Origin of the sequence: Marinitoga piezophila KA3, assembly GCF_000255135.1 — a bacterium.
Taxonomy (GTDB): Bacteria; Thermotogota; Thermotogae; order Petrotogales; family Petrotogaceae; genus Marinitoga; species Marinitoga piezophila.
The window spans coordinates 542,209-562,712 of record NC_016751.1; the positions used below are offsets into that span (position 1 = coordinate 542,209).

At 28.4% G+C, this 20,504-nt stretch carries 19 protein-coding genes; 6 read left to right on the plus strand and 13 right to left on the minus strand.

Annotation, left to right across the window (positions count from 1 at the left end; genetic code table 11):
• Window positions 1-34: 34 nt before the first annotated feature.
• From MARPI_RS02670 to MARPI_RS02690, 5 genes are all read right to left on the minus strand, one after another.
• On the minus strand, window positions 35-1,873 hold the full coding sequence (locus tag MARPI_RS02670) for an alpha-amylase (protein WP_014296056.1): 1,839 nt from the start codon (window positions 1,871-1,873) through the stop codon (window positions 35-37).
• 225 nt (window positions 1,874-2,098) lie between these two features.
• The gene (locus tag MARPI_RS02675; RefSeq protein WP_014296057.1) at window positions 2,099-4,759 is read right to left on the minus strand and encodes a M1 family aminopeptidase; all 2,661 of its coding nucleotides are present in this window, start codon (window positions 4,757-4,759) and stop codon (window positions 2,099-2,101) included.
• Window positions 4,756-5,691 (minus strand): DUF4097 family beta strand repeat-containing protein, encoded by a 936-nt coding sequence (locus MARPI_RS02680; protein WP_014296058.1) that lies wholly within the window; start codon window positions 5,689-5,691, stop codon window positions 4,756-4,758. The genes MARPI_RS02675 and MARPI_RS02680 overlap by 4 nt, the downstream gene beginning before the upstream one ends.
• On the minus strand, window positions 5,688-6,062 hold the full coding sequence (locus MARPI_RS02685; protein ID WP_014296059.1) for a DUF2089 domain-containing protein: 375 nt from the start codon (window positions 6,060-6,062) through the stop codon (window positions 5,688-5,690). The genes MARPI_RS02680 and MARPI_RS02685 overlap by 4 nt, the downstream gene beginning before the upstream one ends.
• A gap of 131 nt (window positions 6,063-6,193) precedes the next feature.
• Window positions 6,194-6,781 (minus strand): isochorismatase family protein, encoded by a 588-nt coding sequence (locus tag MARPI_RS02690; RefSeq protein WP_014296060.1) that lies wholly within the window; start codon window positions 6,779-6,781, stop codon window positions 6,194-6,196.
• Between the two features lie 198 nt (window positions 6,782-6,979).
• Between MARPI_RS02690 and MARPI_RS02695 the strand changes: the two genes are divergently transcribed.
• The 6 genes from MARPI_RS02695 to MARPI_RS02720 all read left to right on the plus strand — a co-directional run bounded on the left by MARPI_RS02695 (window position 6,980) and on the right by MARPI_RS02720 (window position 11,035).
• Window positions 6,980-8,128, plus strand: a complete 1,149-nt coding sequence (locus MARPI_RS02695; protein WP_014296061.1) for a pyridoxal-phosphate-dependent aminotransferase family protein — start codon at window positions 6,980-6,982, stop codon at window positions 8,126-8,128.
• 1 nt (window position 8,129) lies between these two features.
• The gene (locus MARPI_RS02700; protein ID WP_014296062.1) at window positions 8,130-9,059 is read left to right on the plus strand and encodes a D-2-hydroxyacid dehydrogenase; all 930 of its coding nucleotides are present in this window, start codon (window positions 8,130-8,132) and stop codon (window positions 9,057-9,059) included.
• Window positions 9,060-9,140: 81 nt separating this feature from the next.
• Entirely contained in the window at window positions 9,141-9,323 is a 183-nt protein-coding gene (locus tag MARPI_RS02705) for a ferredoxin (RefSeq protein ID WP_014296063.1), read from the plus strand.
• Window positions 9,324-9,498: 175 nt separating this feature from the next.
• Complete coding sequence (minD, locus tag MARPI_RS02710) at window positions 9,499-10,323, plus strand: septum site-determining protein MinD (protein WP_014296064.1); 825 nt, start codon at window positions 9,499-9,501, stop codon at window positions 10,321-10,323.
• A 5-nt stretch (window positions 10,324-10,328) separates the two neighbouring features.
• Window positions 10,329-10,622, plus strand: a complete 294-nt coding sequence (locus MARPI_RS02715) for a hypothetical protein (protein WP_014296065.1) — start codon at window positions 10,329-10,331, stop codon at window positions 10,620-10,622.
• Window positions 10,623-10,636: 14 nt separating this feature from the next.
• A complete protein-coding gene (locus tag MARPI_RS02720; RefSeq protein WP_014296066.1) occupies window positions 10,637-11,035 on the plus strand; it encodes a secondary thiamine-phosphate synthase enzyme YjbQ in 399 nt (132 codons plus the stop codon).
• A gap of 37 nt (window positions 11,036-11,072) precedes the next feature.
• On the opposite strand, the gene MARPI_RS10615 is transcribed toward MARPI_RS02720, so the two are convergent.
• The 8 genes from MARPI_RS10615 to MARPI_RS02760 all read right to left on the minus strand — a co-directional run bounded on the left by MARPI_RS10615 (window position 11,073) and on the right by MARPI_RS02760 (window position 20,494).
• Window positions 11,073-13,262 (minus strand): methyl-accepting chemotaxis protein, encoded by a 2,190-nt coding sequence (locus MARPI_RS10615; protein ID WP_014296067.1) that lies wholly within the window; start codon window positions 13,260-13,262, stop codon window positions 11,073-11,075.
• A gap of 172 nt (window positions 13,263-13,434) precedes the next feature.
• On the minus strand, window positions 13,435-15,255 hold the full coding sequence (locus MARPI_RS02730; RefSeq protein WP_014296068.1) for a diguanylate cyclase: 1,821 nt from the start codon (window positions 15,253-15,255) through the stop codon (window positions 13,435-13,437).
• Window positions 15,252-16,298: an ABC transporter substrate-binding protein gene (locus MARPI_RS02735; RefSeq protein WP_014296069.1), complete on the minus strand. Its 1,047-nt coding sequence runs from the start codon at window positions 16,296-16,298 to the stop codon at window positions 15,252-15,254. Before MARPI_RS02735 ends, MARPI_RS02730 begins: the two co-directional genes overlap by 4 nt.
• Before the next feature lie 88 nt (window positions 16,299-16,386).
• Entirely contained in the window at window positions 16,387-17,292 is a 906-nt protein-coding gene (locus tag MARPI_RS02740) for a phospholipase D-like domain-containing protein (protein ID WP_014296070.1), read from the minus strand.
• 9 nt (window positions 17,293-17,301) lie between these two features.
• A complete protein-coding gene (trhA, locus tag MARPI_RS02745) occupies window positions 17,302-17,958 on the minus strand; it encodes a PAQR family membrane homeostasis protein TrhA (protein ID WP_014296071.1) in 657 nt (218 codons plus the stop codon).
• Window positions 17,955-18,347, minus strand: a complete 393-nt coding sequence (locus tag MARPI_RS02750; RefSeq protein ID WP_014296072.1) for a methylglyoxal synthase — start codon at window positions 18,345-18,347, stop codon at window positions 17,955-17,957. Before MARPI_RS02750 ends, trhA begins: the two co-directional genes overlap by 4 nt.
• A gap of 131 nt (window positions 18,348-18,478) precedes the next feature.
• The gene (locus MARPI_RS02755; RefSeq protein WP_014296073.1) at window positions 18,479-19,087 is read right to left on the minus strand and encodes a V-type ATP synthase subunit D; all 609 of its coding nucleotides are present in this window, start codon (window positions 19,085-19,087) and stop codon (window positions 18,479-18,481) included.
• Window positions 19,088-19,117: 30 nt separating this feature from the next.
• Window positions 19,118-20,494 carry a V-type ATP synthase subunit B gene (locus MARPI_RS02760; RefSeq protein ID WP_014296074.1) on the minus strand — a complete coding sequence of 459 codons (1,377 nt, stop codon included), beginning with the start codon at window positions 20,492-20,494 and terminating at the stop codon, window positions 19,118-19,120.
• Window positions 20,495-20,504: the final 10 nt, after the last annotated feature.

Genomic DNA, 20,504 nt, shown 5'->3' on the forward strand with positions numbered 1-20,504 from the left:
TAATATGGTCACCTTTTTGGTGACCATATTAATTTTATTCTTCTACCCAAACAGAGACAGAACCTCCATTAACTTTAAATTCTGCCCATCCATAATCATTTGTCCAAATTTCCTCTTTTATATTCCCCAGCAAATCTATAAACTTTGTTTTTTTCTTTCCAACATACATCCATTTGCTTCCACCAGGACCATCCGAAAGTATTACTGCCATGCTTTTTGGGTGTTCTTCGTCTCCCAATCTTGTCCAACCAATTATGTCTTGGTGATCTAAATAATCATATTGCTTTCCATATGAATATAACTTTCTTGCTTCAATAAGTTTTTTAATTGTCCCATATTGTTCTTTTATTCCAGGAGCACCATACATATCCCCATAAAAAACACATGGATAACCATCTTTTCGCAATAGAATCATTGCATAAGCTAAAGGTTTAAACCAATCCTGTACAGGAGAAGATAAAGACTGACCAGGCTGTGTGTCATGATTTTCAACAAAAGTAACAGCTTTTATAGGATTTTTCTGAACAAGTGTTCCATTAAAAATATTTCTCATGTCATAATAGCCCCCAGAATTCGATGCCTCGTAAAAATGTTGATGCAATGGAACATCAAAGAGAGACATTCTACCTTCTGTTTTTGATATATAATTTTCTAGTTTATTAATATCTGTACTCCAATATTCTCCAACTGTAAATAATTCTTTTCCTAATACATTTCTCATATAATCCAGCCAATCATTAAAAAAACTAAATTTTATGTGTTTTACAGCATCTAATCTAAATCCATCAATTTTTGTAAAATTAACATACCATTTACCCCATTTTTTAAGTTCTTGTACAACTTCAGGATGATCCATATCAAGATCTGCACCCATTAAATAATCATAATTAAAATTTTCATCATCCACTTCCCAATCCCATGCCTTTCCAATTCCATTAAACCTGAATATAGCTTTTTCACCAGTGTTTTGATCCCAATCTACACCATCAAAATGATACCATCTCCATTTAAAATCTGAATATTTATTATTTCGTCCTGGAAAATTAAAAAGTGTCCATGCTTTTATTGTTTTATTTTCAATTTCAATATTCCTATTATTCCATGAAACTTTTGTTGCATTAACCCATTCTGTATTATCTGCTCCCATTTTATGATTAAATACAATATCGCCATAAACCTGTATATTATATAAATGGGCATTTTCAATTAATTTTAAATATTGTTCTTTCGTTCCGTATTTTGTTGAAATAGTACCTTTTTGATTGAATTCTCCAAGATCATACAAATCATAGACTCCATACCCCACATCACTTTTTCCTGCCTGCCCTTTATATGCTGGTGGAAGCCATAATGCCGTTATCCCCATTAAGGCTAAATCTGGAATTTTTTTTGATAACTCTACCCATAATCCGCTTTTGGTTTTCTCATTATATTCTGGCAAATACCATTGAAAGGCCTGTAGCATTACACCATTTACAGCTTTTATATATTTTTCAACTTTTATATAATGAGTATCATCATAAAAAGTTATTTTATAAGTGGTGTAAGGTTCAACTTCATAATCATTAGCGGGATAACTTTCTTTCCAATCACCAAAATGATCTATCTTAAATCTTGGTTTTCCATAACCATCTCCATTATTAAATTTAATTATAATTTGCCATGTATGAGGACCTATTTTAGACATATGAGTAATTCCCCAATTGTTTGGTGTGCCTCTAAAATATGCATTCCCCCATTCACTTTTAACTTCTTTTAAAATTTGTTTCTTTTCATGATATGATGTTTTCAGAGTTTGGTTAACACATCCATTTAAAATGAAAAAAAAAGATAAAAAAAACATAAAAACAAAAGTTACCACTAACTTTTTCATTTTTCCTCTCCTTTCATAAAAGATGTTATTTTTTTTTAAGTATAGAAATTATATAATTCTTAGTTTAATTTTAAAAAGATAGAAAATAAAAGTTAATATACAAAAATTAAAAATATCACCTTATAATCAATAATAAAAACAAATAATACATCATAATAATAAAAAACTCTAATGCAGGTATTAAATATAATAAATACCCACATTAGAGAAAAGTAATTAAATTTATTACTGTATTAAATTTCTTATAGCTACATTCAATGTTGTTGTTAATGATAAGGTTAAATTATATTTATTTAATTCTGGAGAATAGAATCCTGCAAATTCAAAATTTAAAGGAATCATTGAATCGGTTAAGAAATAAAGTTTTGGCGATAATACAATTGATGTCCCTAATAAATTCTTTTCATCGGTATATTTATATAAAGCATTCAATGATATATTTACATTACCTAAAGAAAATAGATTATATACATTTAAACGATTTTCAGCATAAAAAGTCTGATGAAACAATTCAACATCCAATCCATAATAATATTTAACCTTGCTAAATTCAAAAGTAAATGTATTTGGAAATTCTTCATCAAATATTACTTCCCTGCCATTAAGCGCATTAAACATCTCAGCATTTGAATATGCAGCTTCTATACTGAAAGAATTAAAAAACTTTGAATAATTATCAAAGAAATATGCTGCATTTCCAATAATTCCATAATTATATTCATTATCTTCATTCATAAAATAATAACTACCATTTGTATATAATCCTGAATTAAATAATTCAGAAACTTCAAATCCAGTATATACATAATAATTTTCTAAATCAAAAAGTTTTAAACCACCATAAAAAGCTTTATTCCCTGTTAATATTTTTGAAGGTAATCCTATATCAAGTTTTTGAGATAATGCAAATAATAAATCAACATTAAATTCCTGAAATTTATTAATATAATCAAATGAAAAGTCCGATGAAAGTGAAAGCCATGGTGACGGATTGTATTTACCAATAAAATAAATACCTTCATATATTAGTTTTTTATCAAACCATGAATAGAAATCTTTTGGTTTTTTCATTAATGAAAAATATCCTACACCTAAAGAATAATATGGATATGCTTCAAATGCTAAATAAGCCGTACTTTTTGATTCTAAAATATTTATTGGTTCATAATCTGTTTCAAAATTTATAGAATACGAATCATAATCTGAATAATTTGAATTTTCAGGAATTAAATTTGATTTTATTATTACAGGATAATGATTGTTTCTTCTATTCACATCAAATGTATGCATATCAGGATCAATATCTATTCTTTTTATATTGGAAATATCGTATTTTAATACGGTACTATCTGTTGTTACAAAATCTATTGTAGCCTCTTTAGTTATAACCTGAACTCTAACTGGAACATGCTTATTATCTAAATCTATAACGAAATGATTATCCTGATATTTTATTGATGGATCGAAATTCTCTTTACTTTCAAATAAATCATATACAATTTCTTTTTTAACTCCATTCTTTATAAGAAATTCATAAAATTCTTCCTCTGAAGGATCTTTCTCATTATATTGTTTATAATACTTCGCAAGTAGTTCTGTGAATTTCTTTCTGGTTAATAGTTCTTCTAAAGAAAATAATGCTCTTTTTCCTTTTATATAATAAATTGAGGAAGCAAAGTTATATGGAATTTCATCAATGTTATCAGAAACTGCATTTTCTATATCAAAATACTCTAAATAAAATATACTTTTTTGATCCATTTCTGAAAATGTTTTGGGCATATTTTTAACAAGAGATTCTGTTAAAAAATCTGGCAAATAAAAGTTCATTAATGGATCATTATCATACTTTTCAAACATGGAAATATGCGCAGAATAATCTGCAAAAGCCTCACTCATGAAATTATTGTCAAAAAAATCAACGCCAACACCTATTCCAAACCAGAGATGTGCCAATTCATGTGATACTACATAAAATGTAAGTGGCTCAGTCAATCCCGGCAATAATAAATCTGCTGTGGTAAAAAATCCATCCCCAAGCAAAAACATTCCATCTGCTGCCATTCCATACATTCCCGGATATGGATCCTGAACTACATTTATATGAGAATACTTTAATTTCCCATAATTTTCTGTATGTATTTCAAGCGCTTTTATTACATGCGTTGCCATTACAGCAGCTCTTTGTTCCTGGCCTTTTTTATACCAGATAGAAATTTCATAATCTCTGGCTTTAAGCTTTAATTCATTATAAACGTTTTTTTTCACAAACACTATTGGAAAAGAACGAAATTTTCCTTCTGAAACATAATAACCATCTATATATTTGCCAGAAAATACAGGAATATAATCTTTATTATTAATAGAATTAAACCTAACTTTTATATTATGCGCTTTTAATACATATCCGCCATTCTCTGGAAGTATCATTGGATACCATCCAAAACGCCATATAAATATGTCCTGATATGCAACATTATCAGCACCGTTCATTTTTACAAAATATGTTTTAAACTTGATATGTATCTTCCTTTTATCTGTTTTTACAAGTAACACGCTATTTTTCAATTGATATTTTCTCAAATATTTAGAGTTATAATCTCCAATTGTATAATCCAGAGGTTCATTTTTCTCATCAGTAACCGTTAAAATCTCCATTTTTGTTTTACTATTAGATTCAAATAATGCATTTAGATATGGATTGTCTTTGCTATCCAAATTTGGATATAATATAAATTGAGGTTTTTCGCCATTTTCCAATTCAACAGTCATATTTCCCCAAACAGCTGCTTCATCAGGAAGAAAGGTTAAATCAATTGTATATTTTGCTGAAAATACTATCACAAAAGATAATATAACCATAATAATCAGTAATACCTTTTTCATTTATTTCCCCCTCCAAGCATTTCATCAAGGAATTTAACAGCATTTTCTTCTGTATAACCTATACTTTCAAGAAGTTCTATGGCAAAAGAACGTGTTATTTTTTCAGTAAGCAATAACTCTAAAATCTTCTTTTCTTCAATTGTTAATACCATATTTTCCTCCTTTAAATTAGAAGAGTCTTTTAAATTTTCATTAACTTTATTATTCTCCTTGTTTATTTTTTCAACATTTTCAATTCTTTTTAATTCAATATTTAAATCACCAGAAACACTTATAAAATCAATTATTCTATTTTCTCTTTTTTGATTAAATTCCACATCTATACCTTTTAAATATATATCTCCACTTGCTGTTTTTTTATTTACATAAACCTTTTCATTTCCAGCAATAACTAAATCACAATCACCAGAAACATTCTTTACATAAACCTTTTCAAAGTCTTCGATTAAATAATCCACACTTAAATCACCAGAAACATTCTTAAAGTCTATAACCTTACATGGAGTTTTTGAAATATCAAGATCACCACTGGTACTTGAAAAATTGATTACATCAATGGAAGAGTTATTTATGTCAGTATCTCCAGAAACAGTTTTTATATCAAATTTTTTTAAAGTTATGCCGTTACAGTCACAATCACCGGTAACACTATTAATTGAAAGTTCTTCAATATCTTTAGAAATTTTTAATGTTGCATCACCATATACTCCACCTGAAAATCCAAAAAATTTCTTTAAAAAGGAATTTTCTTCTTTTTTTACCTCGATAATCCATGTATCTCCTTTTACGTTTTCAACAATTTCACAATCCGATGGAAGATCATCATACTCAAAAATATTTGTTTCATTTTTTGATGAAACAACATCAAGATCAATACCTACTGCTTTAATAACAATCTTCTTCACTCCATCCCGCGTTAAGATTCCATTCATTCTTTATTCCCCTTTCCTTTTAAGATTTCTTTGGCTTCTTCAGGAGTAAGTTCTCCTTTTTCTATTTTTTCAAGGATTTTCAAGGTATCAACTGTATTCTTTTTCTCATCAAATCCCATAGCCCTTACAACACCTTCAAGCCTTGCTTTTGCTGTTGGATATGATATGCCTATTTCTTTTTGAACATCAGAAAGATTTCCTCTGTTTTTAATAAATATCTTTAAAAAATATAATTGTTCATCTGAAAGTTTTGCAAAATCATCAAGGTGGAAACTACCTTTTATTGTAATATCACATGTTGGACATCTAAATTCAGAAATAACAAGATCACCACCACATACAGGACATCTGGTTAAACGTTTTTTCTTCATCATGTCACCTCCAGGAATTTAAAAATTTTTATTTACATAATAAATAATACCACTTAACTTTAAAAAAGTCAAGTGGTATTATTAAAAAAATAAAAATCCATATTCAAATAATTTTATTATATGATTTTAATTTAAATAATTTCAATATTAACCTTTAATTTTTCTAAGTCCAAAATTTCTTTCATACTTTTTCCATTTACACTTTTTATGAAATCTTCAATTACAGCAACATCATATCCTTTTTTAATTGCAGTTTTAATTGTTGCAAGGACACATACATCACCAGCAAGTCCAAAAATAATAAGTTTTTTAAAGTTATTTTCTCTAAGAAATTTATCCAGTTCTGTTTCATTTTTTGTTTCCATATCCTCGTAAAATGCTGAATAACTATCTGTATTTTCTGTTGTTCCTTTTTTTACGAGGAAATCATAATGTTTTATAAATAATTCATTTCCATATGTTCCTTTTATACAATGAGGTGGCCATTCATTAAATGATTTGTGATTTTCAGGATGATCATCTTTACTTGCAATAATGGTATAACCAATATCTTTTGCTTCCGCTATAAATTCATTAACCTTTTCTATCCATTTTTCATCCGTACCTTCTACAGGCAATTCTTCTGGACATCTAAGAGTAAAACCATTTTGGCAATCAACACATAAAATTGCAGTATCTTTAATATCATAGTTTAAATCTTTCATTTTTTCAACATACATATAAAAAACCTCCTTTTTGTTAATTCATCTTTAATTATACTAAAAAATAGGAAAAATGCAAAAAAGACAAATATAATGAAAAATTTTTCATTATTTGATAAATTTCGAGAATAACCGTTGCTTTGTAAAGTTTTTGAGGTAAAATAAGTATGGTATAATAAGATGGAAAATTACAATCCAATAAGGAGGGATATAAAAATGGCAAAGATGATAAGAAAAAATTATTTGTTGGCACCAGGTCCAACACCAGTTCCAATTGATTTATTATTAGAAGGTGCAAAGGATACAATTCACCACAGAACACCTCAGTATTTAGAAATTCAAAAGGTTGCTTTAGATGGTGCTAAATATATTTTCAGAACTGAAAATCCTGTATTTATTTTATCCTCTTCAGGTACAGGAGCTATGGAAACAGCTGTTGCAAATACCTTAAATCCAGGAGATAAAGCAATAGTTGTTGTAGCAGGTAAATTCGGAGAAAGATGGATGGAAATTGCAAAAGCTTATGGAATAGATCCAATAGTAGTTGACCTTGAATGGGGAGATTATGTAAAACCAGAAACAATAAAAGAATTATTAGAAAAAAATCCTGATGTAAAAGCTGTATTTACAACATTAAGTGAAACATCAACAGGTACAGTTCATCCAATAAAAGAAATTGCTGAAATAGTTAAAGATACAAATGCAATAATGGTTGTAGATGCTATTAGTGGTATGTTAGCTCAACCATTAGAAATGGATGCATGGAATCTTGATATTGTAGTAACAGGTGTTCAAAAAGGATTTATGATGCCTCCAGGTATCGCTTTAATATCAGTTAGCGATAAAGCATGGAAAGTAATCGACGAAAATAAAAATTATCATTATTACTTTGATTTAAAAGCATACAAAAAGAAATATCCAGATTCACCATACACACCACCAGTTAACCTAGTATATCAATTAGCAAAATCAGTTCAAATGATTGAAGAAGAAGGTATTGAAAATGTATGGGAAAGACACAGAATTATGGCTGATGCCACAAGAGCTGCAGTTCAAGCAATGGGATTAGAATTATTTGCTAAAAATCCTGGAAATGTTTTAACTTCAGTAAAAGTTCCTGAAGGTGTTGATGGAGGTAAAATATTAAAATATTTAAGAGATGAAGAAGGAGTAACATTTGCTGGTGGTCAAAATCACTTAAAAGGTAAAATAATAAGAATTGCACATCTTGGTTATATGTCAAAATACGATGTAATTGTTGGAATAAGTGCTCTTGAAATGGCATTAAAGAAATTCGGATTTGATGTTGAATTAGGTGTAGGCGTTAAAGCTGCACAGGAAGTATTCATGAAAGAAGGTGTTTAATATGTGGATTCATATAAATGACCCTCTTGATAGTGAAGCAACAGAAAAACTTAAGGCCGCTTTACCTGAAGCAAAAATAACAATAGAACATTTTGAAAAAGATGAATTAATTGAAAAGGTTAAAGATTTTGATGTTTTGGTTGTAAGAAGTGCAACTAAAGCAACAAAGGAAGTTATCGAAAATGGAACTAATTTAAAATTAATTGCAAGGGCAGGTATGGGGTTAGATAATGTAGACCTTGAAGCAGCAAAAGAAAAAGGAATAAAGGTTATAAATACACCAGGTGCAAATTCATTATCAGTTGCTGAATTAGTTGTTGGATACATGCTTTCAGTATACAGACATTTAGTAACAGGAACAGTTACATTAAGAGAAGGAAAATGGGAAAAGAAAAAATTAAAGGGTTTTGAATTAACAGGAAAAACCCTTGGTATAGTAGGATTTGGAAATATTGGAAAATTAGTAAGAAAATTAGTAACAGGTTTTGATATGGAAGTGCTTGTTTTTGATGTTTTCGAAATTCCAGAAGAAGTTCAAAAAGAATATAATGTAAAACAGGTATCCTTAGAAGAATTAATTAAAAACTCTGATATAATTACATTACATGTACCTTTAACAGAAAAAACAAGACATCTCATTTCAGAAAAAGAATTTGAAATGATGAAGGATAATGTTGTAATTATCAACGCAGCAAGAGGTGGAGTTGTCGATGAAGAAGCATTATTAAAATACCTCGAAAACGGAAAGGTTCTTGGTGCTGGATTGGATGTGTTTGAAACTGAACCTCCAACATCAGAAATACAAATGAAATTATTAAATCACCCAATGGTTGTTGCAACCCCTCATATTGGCGCAACAACAAAAGAAGCGCAAAAAAGAGTAGGGCTTGAATTGGTAGATAAAATTGTTGATATAGTAAAAAATATGTAATTTGTTAAATTATTTTAATAATTTTTGCTATATTTTGAGTTATAATATACTTGTAAAATTTAAAATATGGAGGTGTTAACCGTGAAAGTATTCGTAGATAGAGATGCATGTATCGGTTGTGGTGTTTGTGAAAACCTTTGTCCAGATGTATTCAAAATCAATGACGAAGGTAAAGCAGAAACATTAATGGAAGAAACAGATTTACCATGCGCACAGGACGCAGCTGATTCATGTCCAACACAGGCTATCTCAATTGAAGAATAATATCCTCTTACAGACCAACCTTGGAAAAGGTTGGTCTTTTTTATTCAATTTTATATAAAATTTATTCAATAAATTGCAAAATGCATGTTTTGCGAATTATAGATTTTGATATTTTGAAAAAATGTTGTATAATAAGAATTGAAATTTTGTTAATTACAATCTGGAGGGGGCTAATATGAAAAAAAGCAAAGTAATTGTTGTTACATCTGGAAAAGGAGGAGTAGGAAAAACCACCATATCCGCTAACATAGGCACTTCTCTTGCTTTATTGGGATATGATGTATGTTTAATAGATGCGGATATTGGATTAAAAAATCTTGATCTTGTATTGGGATTGGAAAATAGAATAGTTTACACTATCCTTGATGTTGTAAAAGGCGGAAAATCTCCTCTTGAAGCTGTTGTAAAACACAAACAATTAAAAAAGCTTAACTTACTTGCATCTTCGCAAATAGCTAATAAAGATATGATTTCTCCAGAAGATATGAAAATGATAATAAATGAACTTTCAAAACATTTTGATTATATAATTGTTGACTCACCTGCTGGAATTGAGAGAGGATTTAAAAATGCTGTTGTTGCTGCACAACACGCAATTGTTGTAACAACTCCTGAATTAACAGCTATTAGTGATGCTGATAGAGTAATTGGGTTATTGGAAAATGAAAAATATGATGAAGATAGTATATCATTAATTGTAAACAGAGTAAAACTTCACATGGTAAATAGAAATGAAATGCTATCTCCTGAAGATATAAGGTCTGGACTTGCTGTTGAATTATTAGGTATTGTTCCGGATAGCGAAGAAATAATTATTGCAACGAATAAAGGAATCCCTGTTACAATGGAAGATGAATCAAAGATTTCAAAAATCTTTATGAATATAGCAAAAAGAATCTCAGGTGAAGAGAATCCTATTGAAAACGACCTTGCTTTATTAAAAGAATCCTCAAAAACCGGATTCAAAGGATTCCTGCAAAAGATATTTGGTGGCAGGTGATATGAATGGGCTGGTTTAATTTCGGAAAGAAAAAAGCAAGTAGAGATATTGCTTTAAAAAGAATGCAAAATCTCGTTGGAAATAGGAGAGAAAAGGTAACAAGGGTTGTCTCAAGTGAAAGCAGAGGCAATGTTGCTGTTATGGAAAGAACAAATGTAAATATTAATGTAAATGAAATGTCAAAAATGATAAGGGATTATGTTTATAAAAAAGCTAAAATTGATAAGAAAAATGTCAAAATTCATATTAGTAAAGATGAAAATGGTTATACAATAGTAACAAATATCTTTTTCAAGTAAAAGAGGTGATTTAGATGCTTAAAGAATTTCATATTAGAACTTCTACAAGAAATGAATTTATAGATATTACCTCTCAAGTTGAAAGTTATATTTCTGAATCCAATGTTAAAGAAGGTATTGCAATTATTCATGTTCCACATACTACTGCTGGAATAACAATAAACGAAAATGCAGATCCTTCTGTAAGATATGATATGACATCATTTTTAAGCAAGCTTATTCCTAATTTAAAGGAATTTACACATATGGAAGGAAATTCTGATTCTCATATAAAATCCTCACTAATAGGTCCGTCTTTAACTGTTATAATAGAAAATGGCAGATTGCTTTTAGGAACATGGCAGGGAATATATTTTTGCGAATTTGACGGTCCAAGAATGCGAAAATTTTATGTAAAAATAATCGAAGGATAATAAAAAAGGGACGTTTAAAACGTCCCTTTTTTATTATTTAAATTTTAAATCTTTTTATTAAATCTTCAAGTTTTTTAACTGAGTCTTCCAATGTTTGAGAAGTTTTCAAAAGTTCTTCACTACTCCTCTCTATATGAATAAATTCTTCTTTTGACTCTCTTACATATTCATTTACGTTTAATACATTTTTCGATGCCTGATCCATAGCAGCTGCCATTTCTTCAGATGATGCACTCTGTTCTTCGGAGCTTGAAGCAAGACTTTCGACCATACTTACTATATTTACAACAGCATCTTTTATCGCTGTAAATTCATTTGAAACCTCTGAACTTTTTGAAGAAACCCTTTCTATTATTTCAGAAACATTTATTGATTTCTTACTTACCATATCAGCTTCATCTTTTATTCCTTTTAAAAGATCTGATATGTTTTCTGTAGCCTTTCGTGTTTCTTCTGCAAGCTTTCTTATTTCATCTGCAACAACAGCAAATCCTTTACCAGCTTCTCCAGCTCTTGCAGCCTCAATTGCAGCATTTAATGCTAAAAGATTTGTTTGTTCTGCAATGCTGATAATTGTATCAACAATTTCACCAATATTTGCTGATTTTTCCTGTAAGCTCTTTACACTCTTTGTATTTTCTATCGCTGCATTTTTAGCCTCTAATGCTATTTCTAAAATTTCATTTATACTTTTTTCCCCAATTTTAACTGATTCTTCTACATCTGTACTTTTCTGACTTAAATTCTGTGCGGCCGAGCTTACCATCTGAGCTGCTGATGCAACCTCTTCAATTCCTGATGTTGTTTCTTCAATGGAAGATGCTGCATTATCTGATTCTGTTAATGCAATGTCTAATGTTTGTTCAACCTTTTGAGTTACTTCTCTCAATTTATTAGATGCGTTTAACACATTGTTTTTCTCTATACTTAATTCATTATTACCGGCTATAATTGACTCTATAAGATTTTTAAGAGATACTCTCATATTTTCAAGAGATTGTTCCAGATGTCCTATTTCTGATTTTGATGTAATCTTGATTTCTTCATTTAATATTCCCTGTTCAATTTTTTTAATATTTAATACCAGCATATTTATTGACTTTGTAATTAATATCTTCATTATATAAAAAATAACAAAAACCAAAATAACCAGTATAGCAACTAAAATAACTGCATTTTGCATGGTTGAATCATATAAAGGTTTATATATTTCATCCTCATATGCTGCTAAAACAACATATAAATCCCCACTCATCCTTTTTACATAAGCTATCTTTTTATACAATTTATCAGAATCTTTTGACTTTGGATAATAATATTCATAAAAACCTTCACCTTTTTCTATAGCCAGATCAACTATTTTTTTACCTGTTTTTGGATCAACAGACGTTGCTGGCTTTCCTATTTTAGATTTATCTTTATATATAAAATACCTACCATCTCTGGTATATACTATAGGATATGTATTATCTCCTACATATGAAGCAGTATACAAATCATTATACAAATTATTTAAAAATTCTTTTTTTCTTTCAGCTAACTTTTTATCAATATCATCTATATATACTCCCGTTCCAACCAACCATTTAAATTCAGGAATCCAGAATATTACACTTATTTTTGGAAACTTTTTATCTTCAGGTTCTCCAGGTTTTCCCCATTCATATTGAAGAGTTGCTGTATTATCCCCTTTTTCATATGCTTTTTTAGATAACTCTATCATTTCTTTTACTATATATTTTCCATCTTTAGATTGTAAAGAAGACAGATTTTTTCCTTCAAGAGATGGTGAAGCCGCATGCATTATCGTTTTTCCAGTTTCATCAAAAATAAAATAATATCCTGTTCCATTATCATATCTTAAAATCCTTATCTGTTCCTTTATAATATTCTTTGCTTCTTCGCTTGAAATCTCTCCTTTTTTCATTTTTTCAATATATACATTCACTATATCTTTAGCTATATCATTTAATGTTTCCAGTCTATCAATAGCTGCTTTCATCATTTCATTTTGTAATTCCTGTGTCCCAACTCTGTATGTTTCCATTGTTGTTGCTATACTCTCAACACTCTGTTTTAAAATTCCATTTTTTACATATCTGTCTGTTAGATTTTTAATATTTCTATGTGTTGAAAATCCATTTATTAAAAATCCAAGAACTATAACCACTGTTACATAGAAAATTACTTTAAAACCTAACGTTTGATGAAATTTAAGTTTTTTCATACTTTCACTCCCTTTTTCATATATACAAAAATTATATATATAATTTCTTATTAATATTATATCACATTTTTTATAAAAATTAATATATCATTGATATATTAATTTTATGAAACAACAAAAATACCAGGTTTTAATGCAAAACCATTAAAACCTGGTATTAATCATTGTTATATTAACTTTTATCTTTTAATTTCTTTTTCATATTTTTTAAACTATACATATTCTGATCCGCTTTTAATAAAATCTCATCAATATCACTATTTGGAATATATCTTGCAAATCCAAGACTTATACTATAATGAATATAACTATATTTATTTAAATGCTCCAGTTTTTTATTTATTGTATCTCTAATTCTTTCTGCATCTTCAATAGTACAATTATATAACCCCATAAAGAATTCATCGCCACCATATCTCGCAACAACATCTGAATGTCTAACAGAAGATTTTAATATATTTGCTATATTTTTTATAGCTTCATCACCTTTAGAATGGCCATATACATCATTTATTGTTTTTAAATTGTCAACATCCACAAAACCTATTACAAGAGGCTTGTTTTCTCGTTTTGACAATAATGCCAGTTCTTTTAAAATTTCCATGCCAGCTCTTCTATTATATAACCCTGTTAACGAATCATAATGAGCAAGTTTTTCAAGTAAAATCTCATTTTCCTTTAACTTTGTAATATCTCTGCTAATTAAAGCAACACCATATTTTTCTCCACCTTTATATATTGGATAATAGCTATTACTTACCCAATATATACTGCCATCTCTTCTTTTTATAGGTTTTTCTATAACGAAACTTCTTTCTTCATTATATGCTTTTTCCAATTCTAATAAAAATAACAATTCTCCTTCAAAAATTTTTCTTAAATTAGAACCTTTTGTGATATTTTTATGAAAATCCGTTCTTGTCCTCTCTTTAAAAACATTATTAACAAGTATAACATCAAAATTCTTATTTACAAATAATATTCCATCTATACTATGTTCTATAAATGATTCCAGAAGTGCCTGAGATTCTTCGAGTTTCCCCTTGGTATTTTGAAGCTCTTCCATATTATGTTTTAAAGTGTTATATAATTTTTCAACTTTCTTTTTATTTTTCTCCAGCTCTTTATTTCTTTCTAACAATTCTTTTGTCTTTTTTTCTATATTTCTTCTCATTAGATAAATAAAAATAATTAATATAAAGGTTATTATGCCTATAAGCAAAAGTACCGGTAAAATCCAGGTTGGAATTTGCTTTTTATATAAATATTTATTGATAATTTTATAATAATAAGATTCATCATTTCTCTTTAATTCTTTAAGTCTTAAATCAAGTCTATCTATAATTGGTTTTAATGATTTATTACTATATATCATATATATATCAACTGTATTCAATATCAATTGTGTTTCTTTTATATCATACTTTTTTCTGGTATTTAGACCAAAAATCCTGCTGGCAAGAGCATAATCAACTTCACCATCTTCCAAACTCTTAAAAACTTCTTCATATGAATTATATTCTTTAAATTTTATATTTAAATTCAAATCACTATCTATCTTTTTTAACCCCTGTGGTCCTTCATAATATACATCTTTTTTCAATACAGCAACACTTTTATTTTTCAAATCCATAAAACCATGAAGTGTAACATTTTCTCTGGAAAATATCTGTCCCCAATCAAATAGCAAAGGTTCTCTGCTATATTCAAAATATTTTGCTCTCTCTTTTGTATATGCCACACCAAACATAATATCGGCAAGATCATTTTTTAAATATTCAAGACCATCTGCAAAATTTAAATAAATATATTTATAATCTATTCCTTCTTTTTTAGCTATATAATCAAATATTTCCGGAAATATACCTTTTACCTTCCCATTATCAATATACATAACCGGTGGTGCACTATATATAACCACCGTCAATGGTCTTGCTATCGTAATCGTTACCATTATTATTATAATAAAAAAAAGAAACATTTCTTTTTTCATTCCAACACCCCTAATTGAATTGTATGGTTAGATTCACCATATTCATCAAAGGATAATTCACCAAATGTTGTTTTAAACCTATATTTAAAAAATGAATCTCTTATCGCATTAACTTCTCTACCTTTATTTTTTATAATTTTAGATATTACTTCAAGAGCCTCGTAGGTACCACATGCATATATTGTTGGTTCTCTTTGATATAGTTCTTTATATTTTACAAAAAATTCTACATCTTCTCGAGGTTTATATCTTAAATAATATGAATATATAACATTCTTTTTTACATTTAATAAATCAGAGAGTTGATTTTTATCAATCCATGGCGTTATCACTATATATACATCTTTATTAATTGATTTAAGATAATTAGCTATCATTGCTGTATTGGTTACAGAATTAATTAATAAATACACAAAGTTCTGTCCTTCGTATATATTTTTAACCTGTTCCAATATTGAAATATCAGAATTTTTTAATACACCATAATATATTTTTCCGTTATAATATTTTTTAAAATTAACGAAAGAATTATTTATATAAAGCGGATTTTCAAAATCTTTTATCACAAGTAATTCATCTGTTGTTTTATTTAAATATTTAGCAATTGCTTTTTGTTCATTTTCATTTGATATATTTAACCTAAAAAAATTATCGTTTTTGTTTTTAAATTTATCTGCAGTAATTGAAATGCCAATACCTATAATCTTTTCATCCTTTAATTTTCTATATATAGGTTCAAATAATGTGGACGATGAATCAAATAATATTACCCTTACACCTTTTCTTTTTAATTTTTCAAAAGCTTTTTGCGCATCTTTGATATTTCCCCCATCATCTTCTATAATAATTTCAAGTTTTTTAGAATCAGGATTTAATTTTTTAAACAATTCTATACCATTTATTGTATCAGAAACCATAAACGCTTCATTGCCATTTAGACTGGCTATAACCCCAACCTTAAATGGCATCATAATTGAATATATGACATAAATTATAAGTATGGCTCCTAAAGTAATAGATAGTATTTTAATATTTTTTTTCATTGAAATCCCTCACAAAAAAAGTTTTTCATTTAGATTATATACAAAAAAATAAAATTTGTAAACATTTCAGTTATAACATTCGATATTCTTAATATTTTTGTAAGCTTTTTTCAATTTTTTCAAGAATTTCTTCTTTAAATTTATTATTAAAAACTATAAAAAGGTATTCATCATTTTTTTCACGAGCTCTATATGTAAGATTATAACTTCCAATTAATACCCCTTTTTCATTAATTAATATTTTTAAATGCATATTTTTTTTATTATCCTTTATAAATTTTACTTCAACACCTTTTAAGTATCTTAGAATATTTATATTTTCCAGATTCCAATCATCTGCATATATTTTTATTTTTATATTTTTTCTTGTTGAAAGTTTCTCTATTAAATACGCAATTCTTGAATCAGTAAAAGAAAAGGTATATATGTTTAGAAACTCATTTGTATTCGTAATAAAATCTTTTACCGTATTATATATGTTTTCAGAAGGACCGGTAACTATTTTTATTTTTCCAAATTCTTTTGTAAAAATTTCTTCATTTATTATTTCTTTTTTCTTACCAAATTTTCCTGATGCAAAATTTTTAAATTCTTTTAAAAATAAATTTACAATTTTTATATCTTCAGAATATATAAAAAGATTTATGTCTTCAAAAATACTTCCTGACGTAAAATTTCCAGTTCCAAATAACACGCTTTTATTGTTAAAAATTATAAACTTTTCGTGTAAATAACCTTCATAGTTTCTATCAGGCAATATATAATTTAAATTGCCCTTTAAATCATTTTCTATAAATCCTTCTGTCTTTCTGGAATCGAGTATATCTATAAATGGTTGTGAAATACTTAAAGAAACGAATTTTATATTTTCAGATAAAAAAGATTTCTCTTTTATAAAATAAAAGAGTTCCTGTGAAGGAGTTATGAAAATTTTATACGGAAATGTCATAGAAGAAAAAATTATTATTATATTTAAAATAATCTTTCTTCTCATATTAAAACTTTATTCCGGTAAAACGTAGAAAAATACAGCAATAAAATGTGCAACACTACCAGCAAGAACAAATAAGTGCCATATCATATGTCCATATGGCAATTTTTTCCATATATAAAATACAGCACCTATTGTATATGCAAGTCCTCCTATTACAAGCCACATTAATCCACCATATGGTAAATTTGCAACCAATGGTTTTATAGCTACGACTACTAACCATCCCATCATCAGATAAAAAATCGTTGAAAGGATTCTGAATTTCTTTACAAAAAATATCTTTAAAATAATACCGACTATTGCCAGACTCCAAATGGTAATAAATAACGTCCATCCAATTTTTCCATTTAGTGTAACAAGAGTAAATGGTGTATATGTTCCTGCTATAAGCAAATAAATTGACGAGTGGTCAATTATTTTTAAAAATTTTTTTATTCGTGGTTTTTGAATGCTATGATAAACTGTAGATGCAGTATACAAAAGAAGTAAAGTTGAACCATAGATAGCAACACTTAATGTCTTCAAAAAGTTATTTGTTTTTGCAGAAAATATTATCAATATAATCAATGCCACCAGACTGAAGATAATACCAACACCATGAGTTATGGCGTTGGCGATTTCTTCACCAAGAGTATATTCCTTGTATTCAGTATTTTTTGTACTCATTTTTCATCCCCCTTATTAAGTTTTTTTTCTATTTCAAGTACTAAACCTTCAGCTGTTGCAAGATTTGTTGCCAAAGGTATATTATGAACATCACATACTCTTAGTAAAGCAGATACATCTGGTTCATGGGGTTGAGCAGTAAGTGGATCTCTTAAGAATATAACAAAATCCATATTACCTGATGTTATTAACGCTCCTATTTGTAAATCACCACCATATGGTCCCGATGCAAATTTTGTAATTTTTAAACCAACCTTTTCCTCTATTAAGCTTCCTGTTGAATTAGTTGCATATAAATTACATCTTTCAAATACATGTTTCCACTCTCTAACAAACATCACGAGATCAAGTTTCTTTTTATCGTGTGCTATTAATGCTACATTAATCACATTCTCTCCTCCTGAATTTAAATTTATGATATAAATAAAAAGCGACCTGATTCTTCTCAGGTCGCGAATTTTTAAACATCTCATTTTCATTATATCATATAATTTATATTTTGTCAACAGGATAAAAGTTACTATTTTTTTAATTTTTTCAGTTTAAAGAATTCTTCTCTCTCAAATTCTTCCAATGTATCCTGAATAAATTTGATAGATGATTGTAACTGTGGAATTACAACATTTTCAAGTGCAGAAACTCTTTTCTTTGTTTTCTTTACTTCATATGCAAGCTTATATACTTTATTTTCTATCATTGCTGCCTCTGTAATTAGTTCAAGAACCTGTTTAAAAGATATATACGCTTTATCTAAAGCTGCATCGGTTCTATATATTTCATATGGTATTTCTGTTTTTTTCTCATTTTTATATATTTCAGGTACTTCAACACCCATAATACTTCTAAATCGTATTTTCATTCCATCGAATTCTGGAACCCCCTTAGCGTATTGTTCTACATTTTCTATTCCAAGATCAAGGTTTGCAAGTTGCAATGATTCATAAGCTATTTCAAAGATCTTAAGTATTCTCTCCTGTATTTCCTGTGCCTGTTCAATTAAATCAACTAACTCTTTCATTATTATATTTCTCTTTTTTTCAAGCAAATCGTGCCCCTGTTTGGCAAGTTTATATTGTTGTTTTAAATTTATAAGATTTCCTTTTGTTGGAATAGTTTGATTGAATATCATAATTTCACCTTCATTCTTAATGCAATAAACTTATGCATTTTGAGGTTTATAATACTTTTCTATATATGCTTTTTTCACACGTGTTAATTCGGTTTCTGGCAAAATTGAAAGCATTTCCCATGCCAGATCCAGTGTTTTCTCAAGTGGTCTTTCCTCATCAAATCCCTGATTAATAAACTTCTCCTCAAACTCTTTACCAAATTTTAGATATAATTTATCGATATCAGAAAGATCTTCTTCACCTATAATAGCTGCCAATGACCTAATTTCAAATACTCTTGAATATGCTGCAAAGAGCTGTGATGAAATATCTGGATGGTCTTCCCTTGTATATCCTTTACCAATACCATCTTTCATTAACCTTGATAAAGAAGGCAATACACTAATAGGTGGATATATATTTTTCCTATGTAAATCCCTTGATAAAACTATCTGCCCTTCAGTAATAAACCCTGTTAAATCCGGTATGGGATGCGTTATGTCATCATTTGGCATTGTCAGAATTGGAATTTGTGTAACAGAACCTTCTTTTCCTCTAATCATACCAGCTCTTTCGTATATTGAAGCAAGATCAGAATATAGATAACCCGGAAATCCTTTACGCCCTGGAATTTCACCTCTATAATTTGATAATTCTCTTAACGCTTCACAATAATTTGTCATATCATTTAATATAACCAATACGTGTTTTCCTAATTCAAATGCAAGATATTCAGCAACAGTTAAAGCTATTCTCGGAGTTGCAATTCTTTCTACTATTGGGTCACTGGCAAGGTTTAAGAAAACTACCATATTTTTTATTGATCCACTTTCCTCAAAGTTTTTGATTATAAAATTTGCATCGTCTTTCTTTAATCCAATTGCACCAAACACAACTGCAAACTCTTCATTTGATTTTAATTTTGCCTGTTTTGCAATTTGAACTGCCAGTTTATTATGAGGAAGTCCATTTCCTGAAAAAATAGGTAATTTTTGTCCTCTTATAAGAGTAAGCATACTATCAATTGCCGAAACTCCTGTTTGAATAAAATTTCTTGGATATTCCCTTGCTGCTGGGTTAATAGCGGAACCATTTATATCAACACTTTTTTTGGAAATTATTTCTCCCATTCCATCAATTGGGCGACCTAAACCATCAAATGTTCTCCCAAGAATATCTGGAGAGAGATTTATTTCAAGCGGTTTCCCTAAAAATCTAACTGTTGTATCTCCCAAAGATAATCCCTGAGTACCTTCAAAAATCTGTATTACAGCAGCATCTTCACTAACCATAATAACTTTTCCGCTTCTTTTTTGATTATTATGAATTATATCTACAACTTCATCATACTTTACATCTTTTATATTTTCAATAATTGCAAGTGGTCCTTTTATTTGAGATAATCCTGTATATTCGCGTACTGCCATTGTATCACCT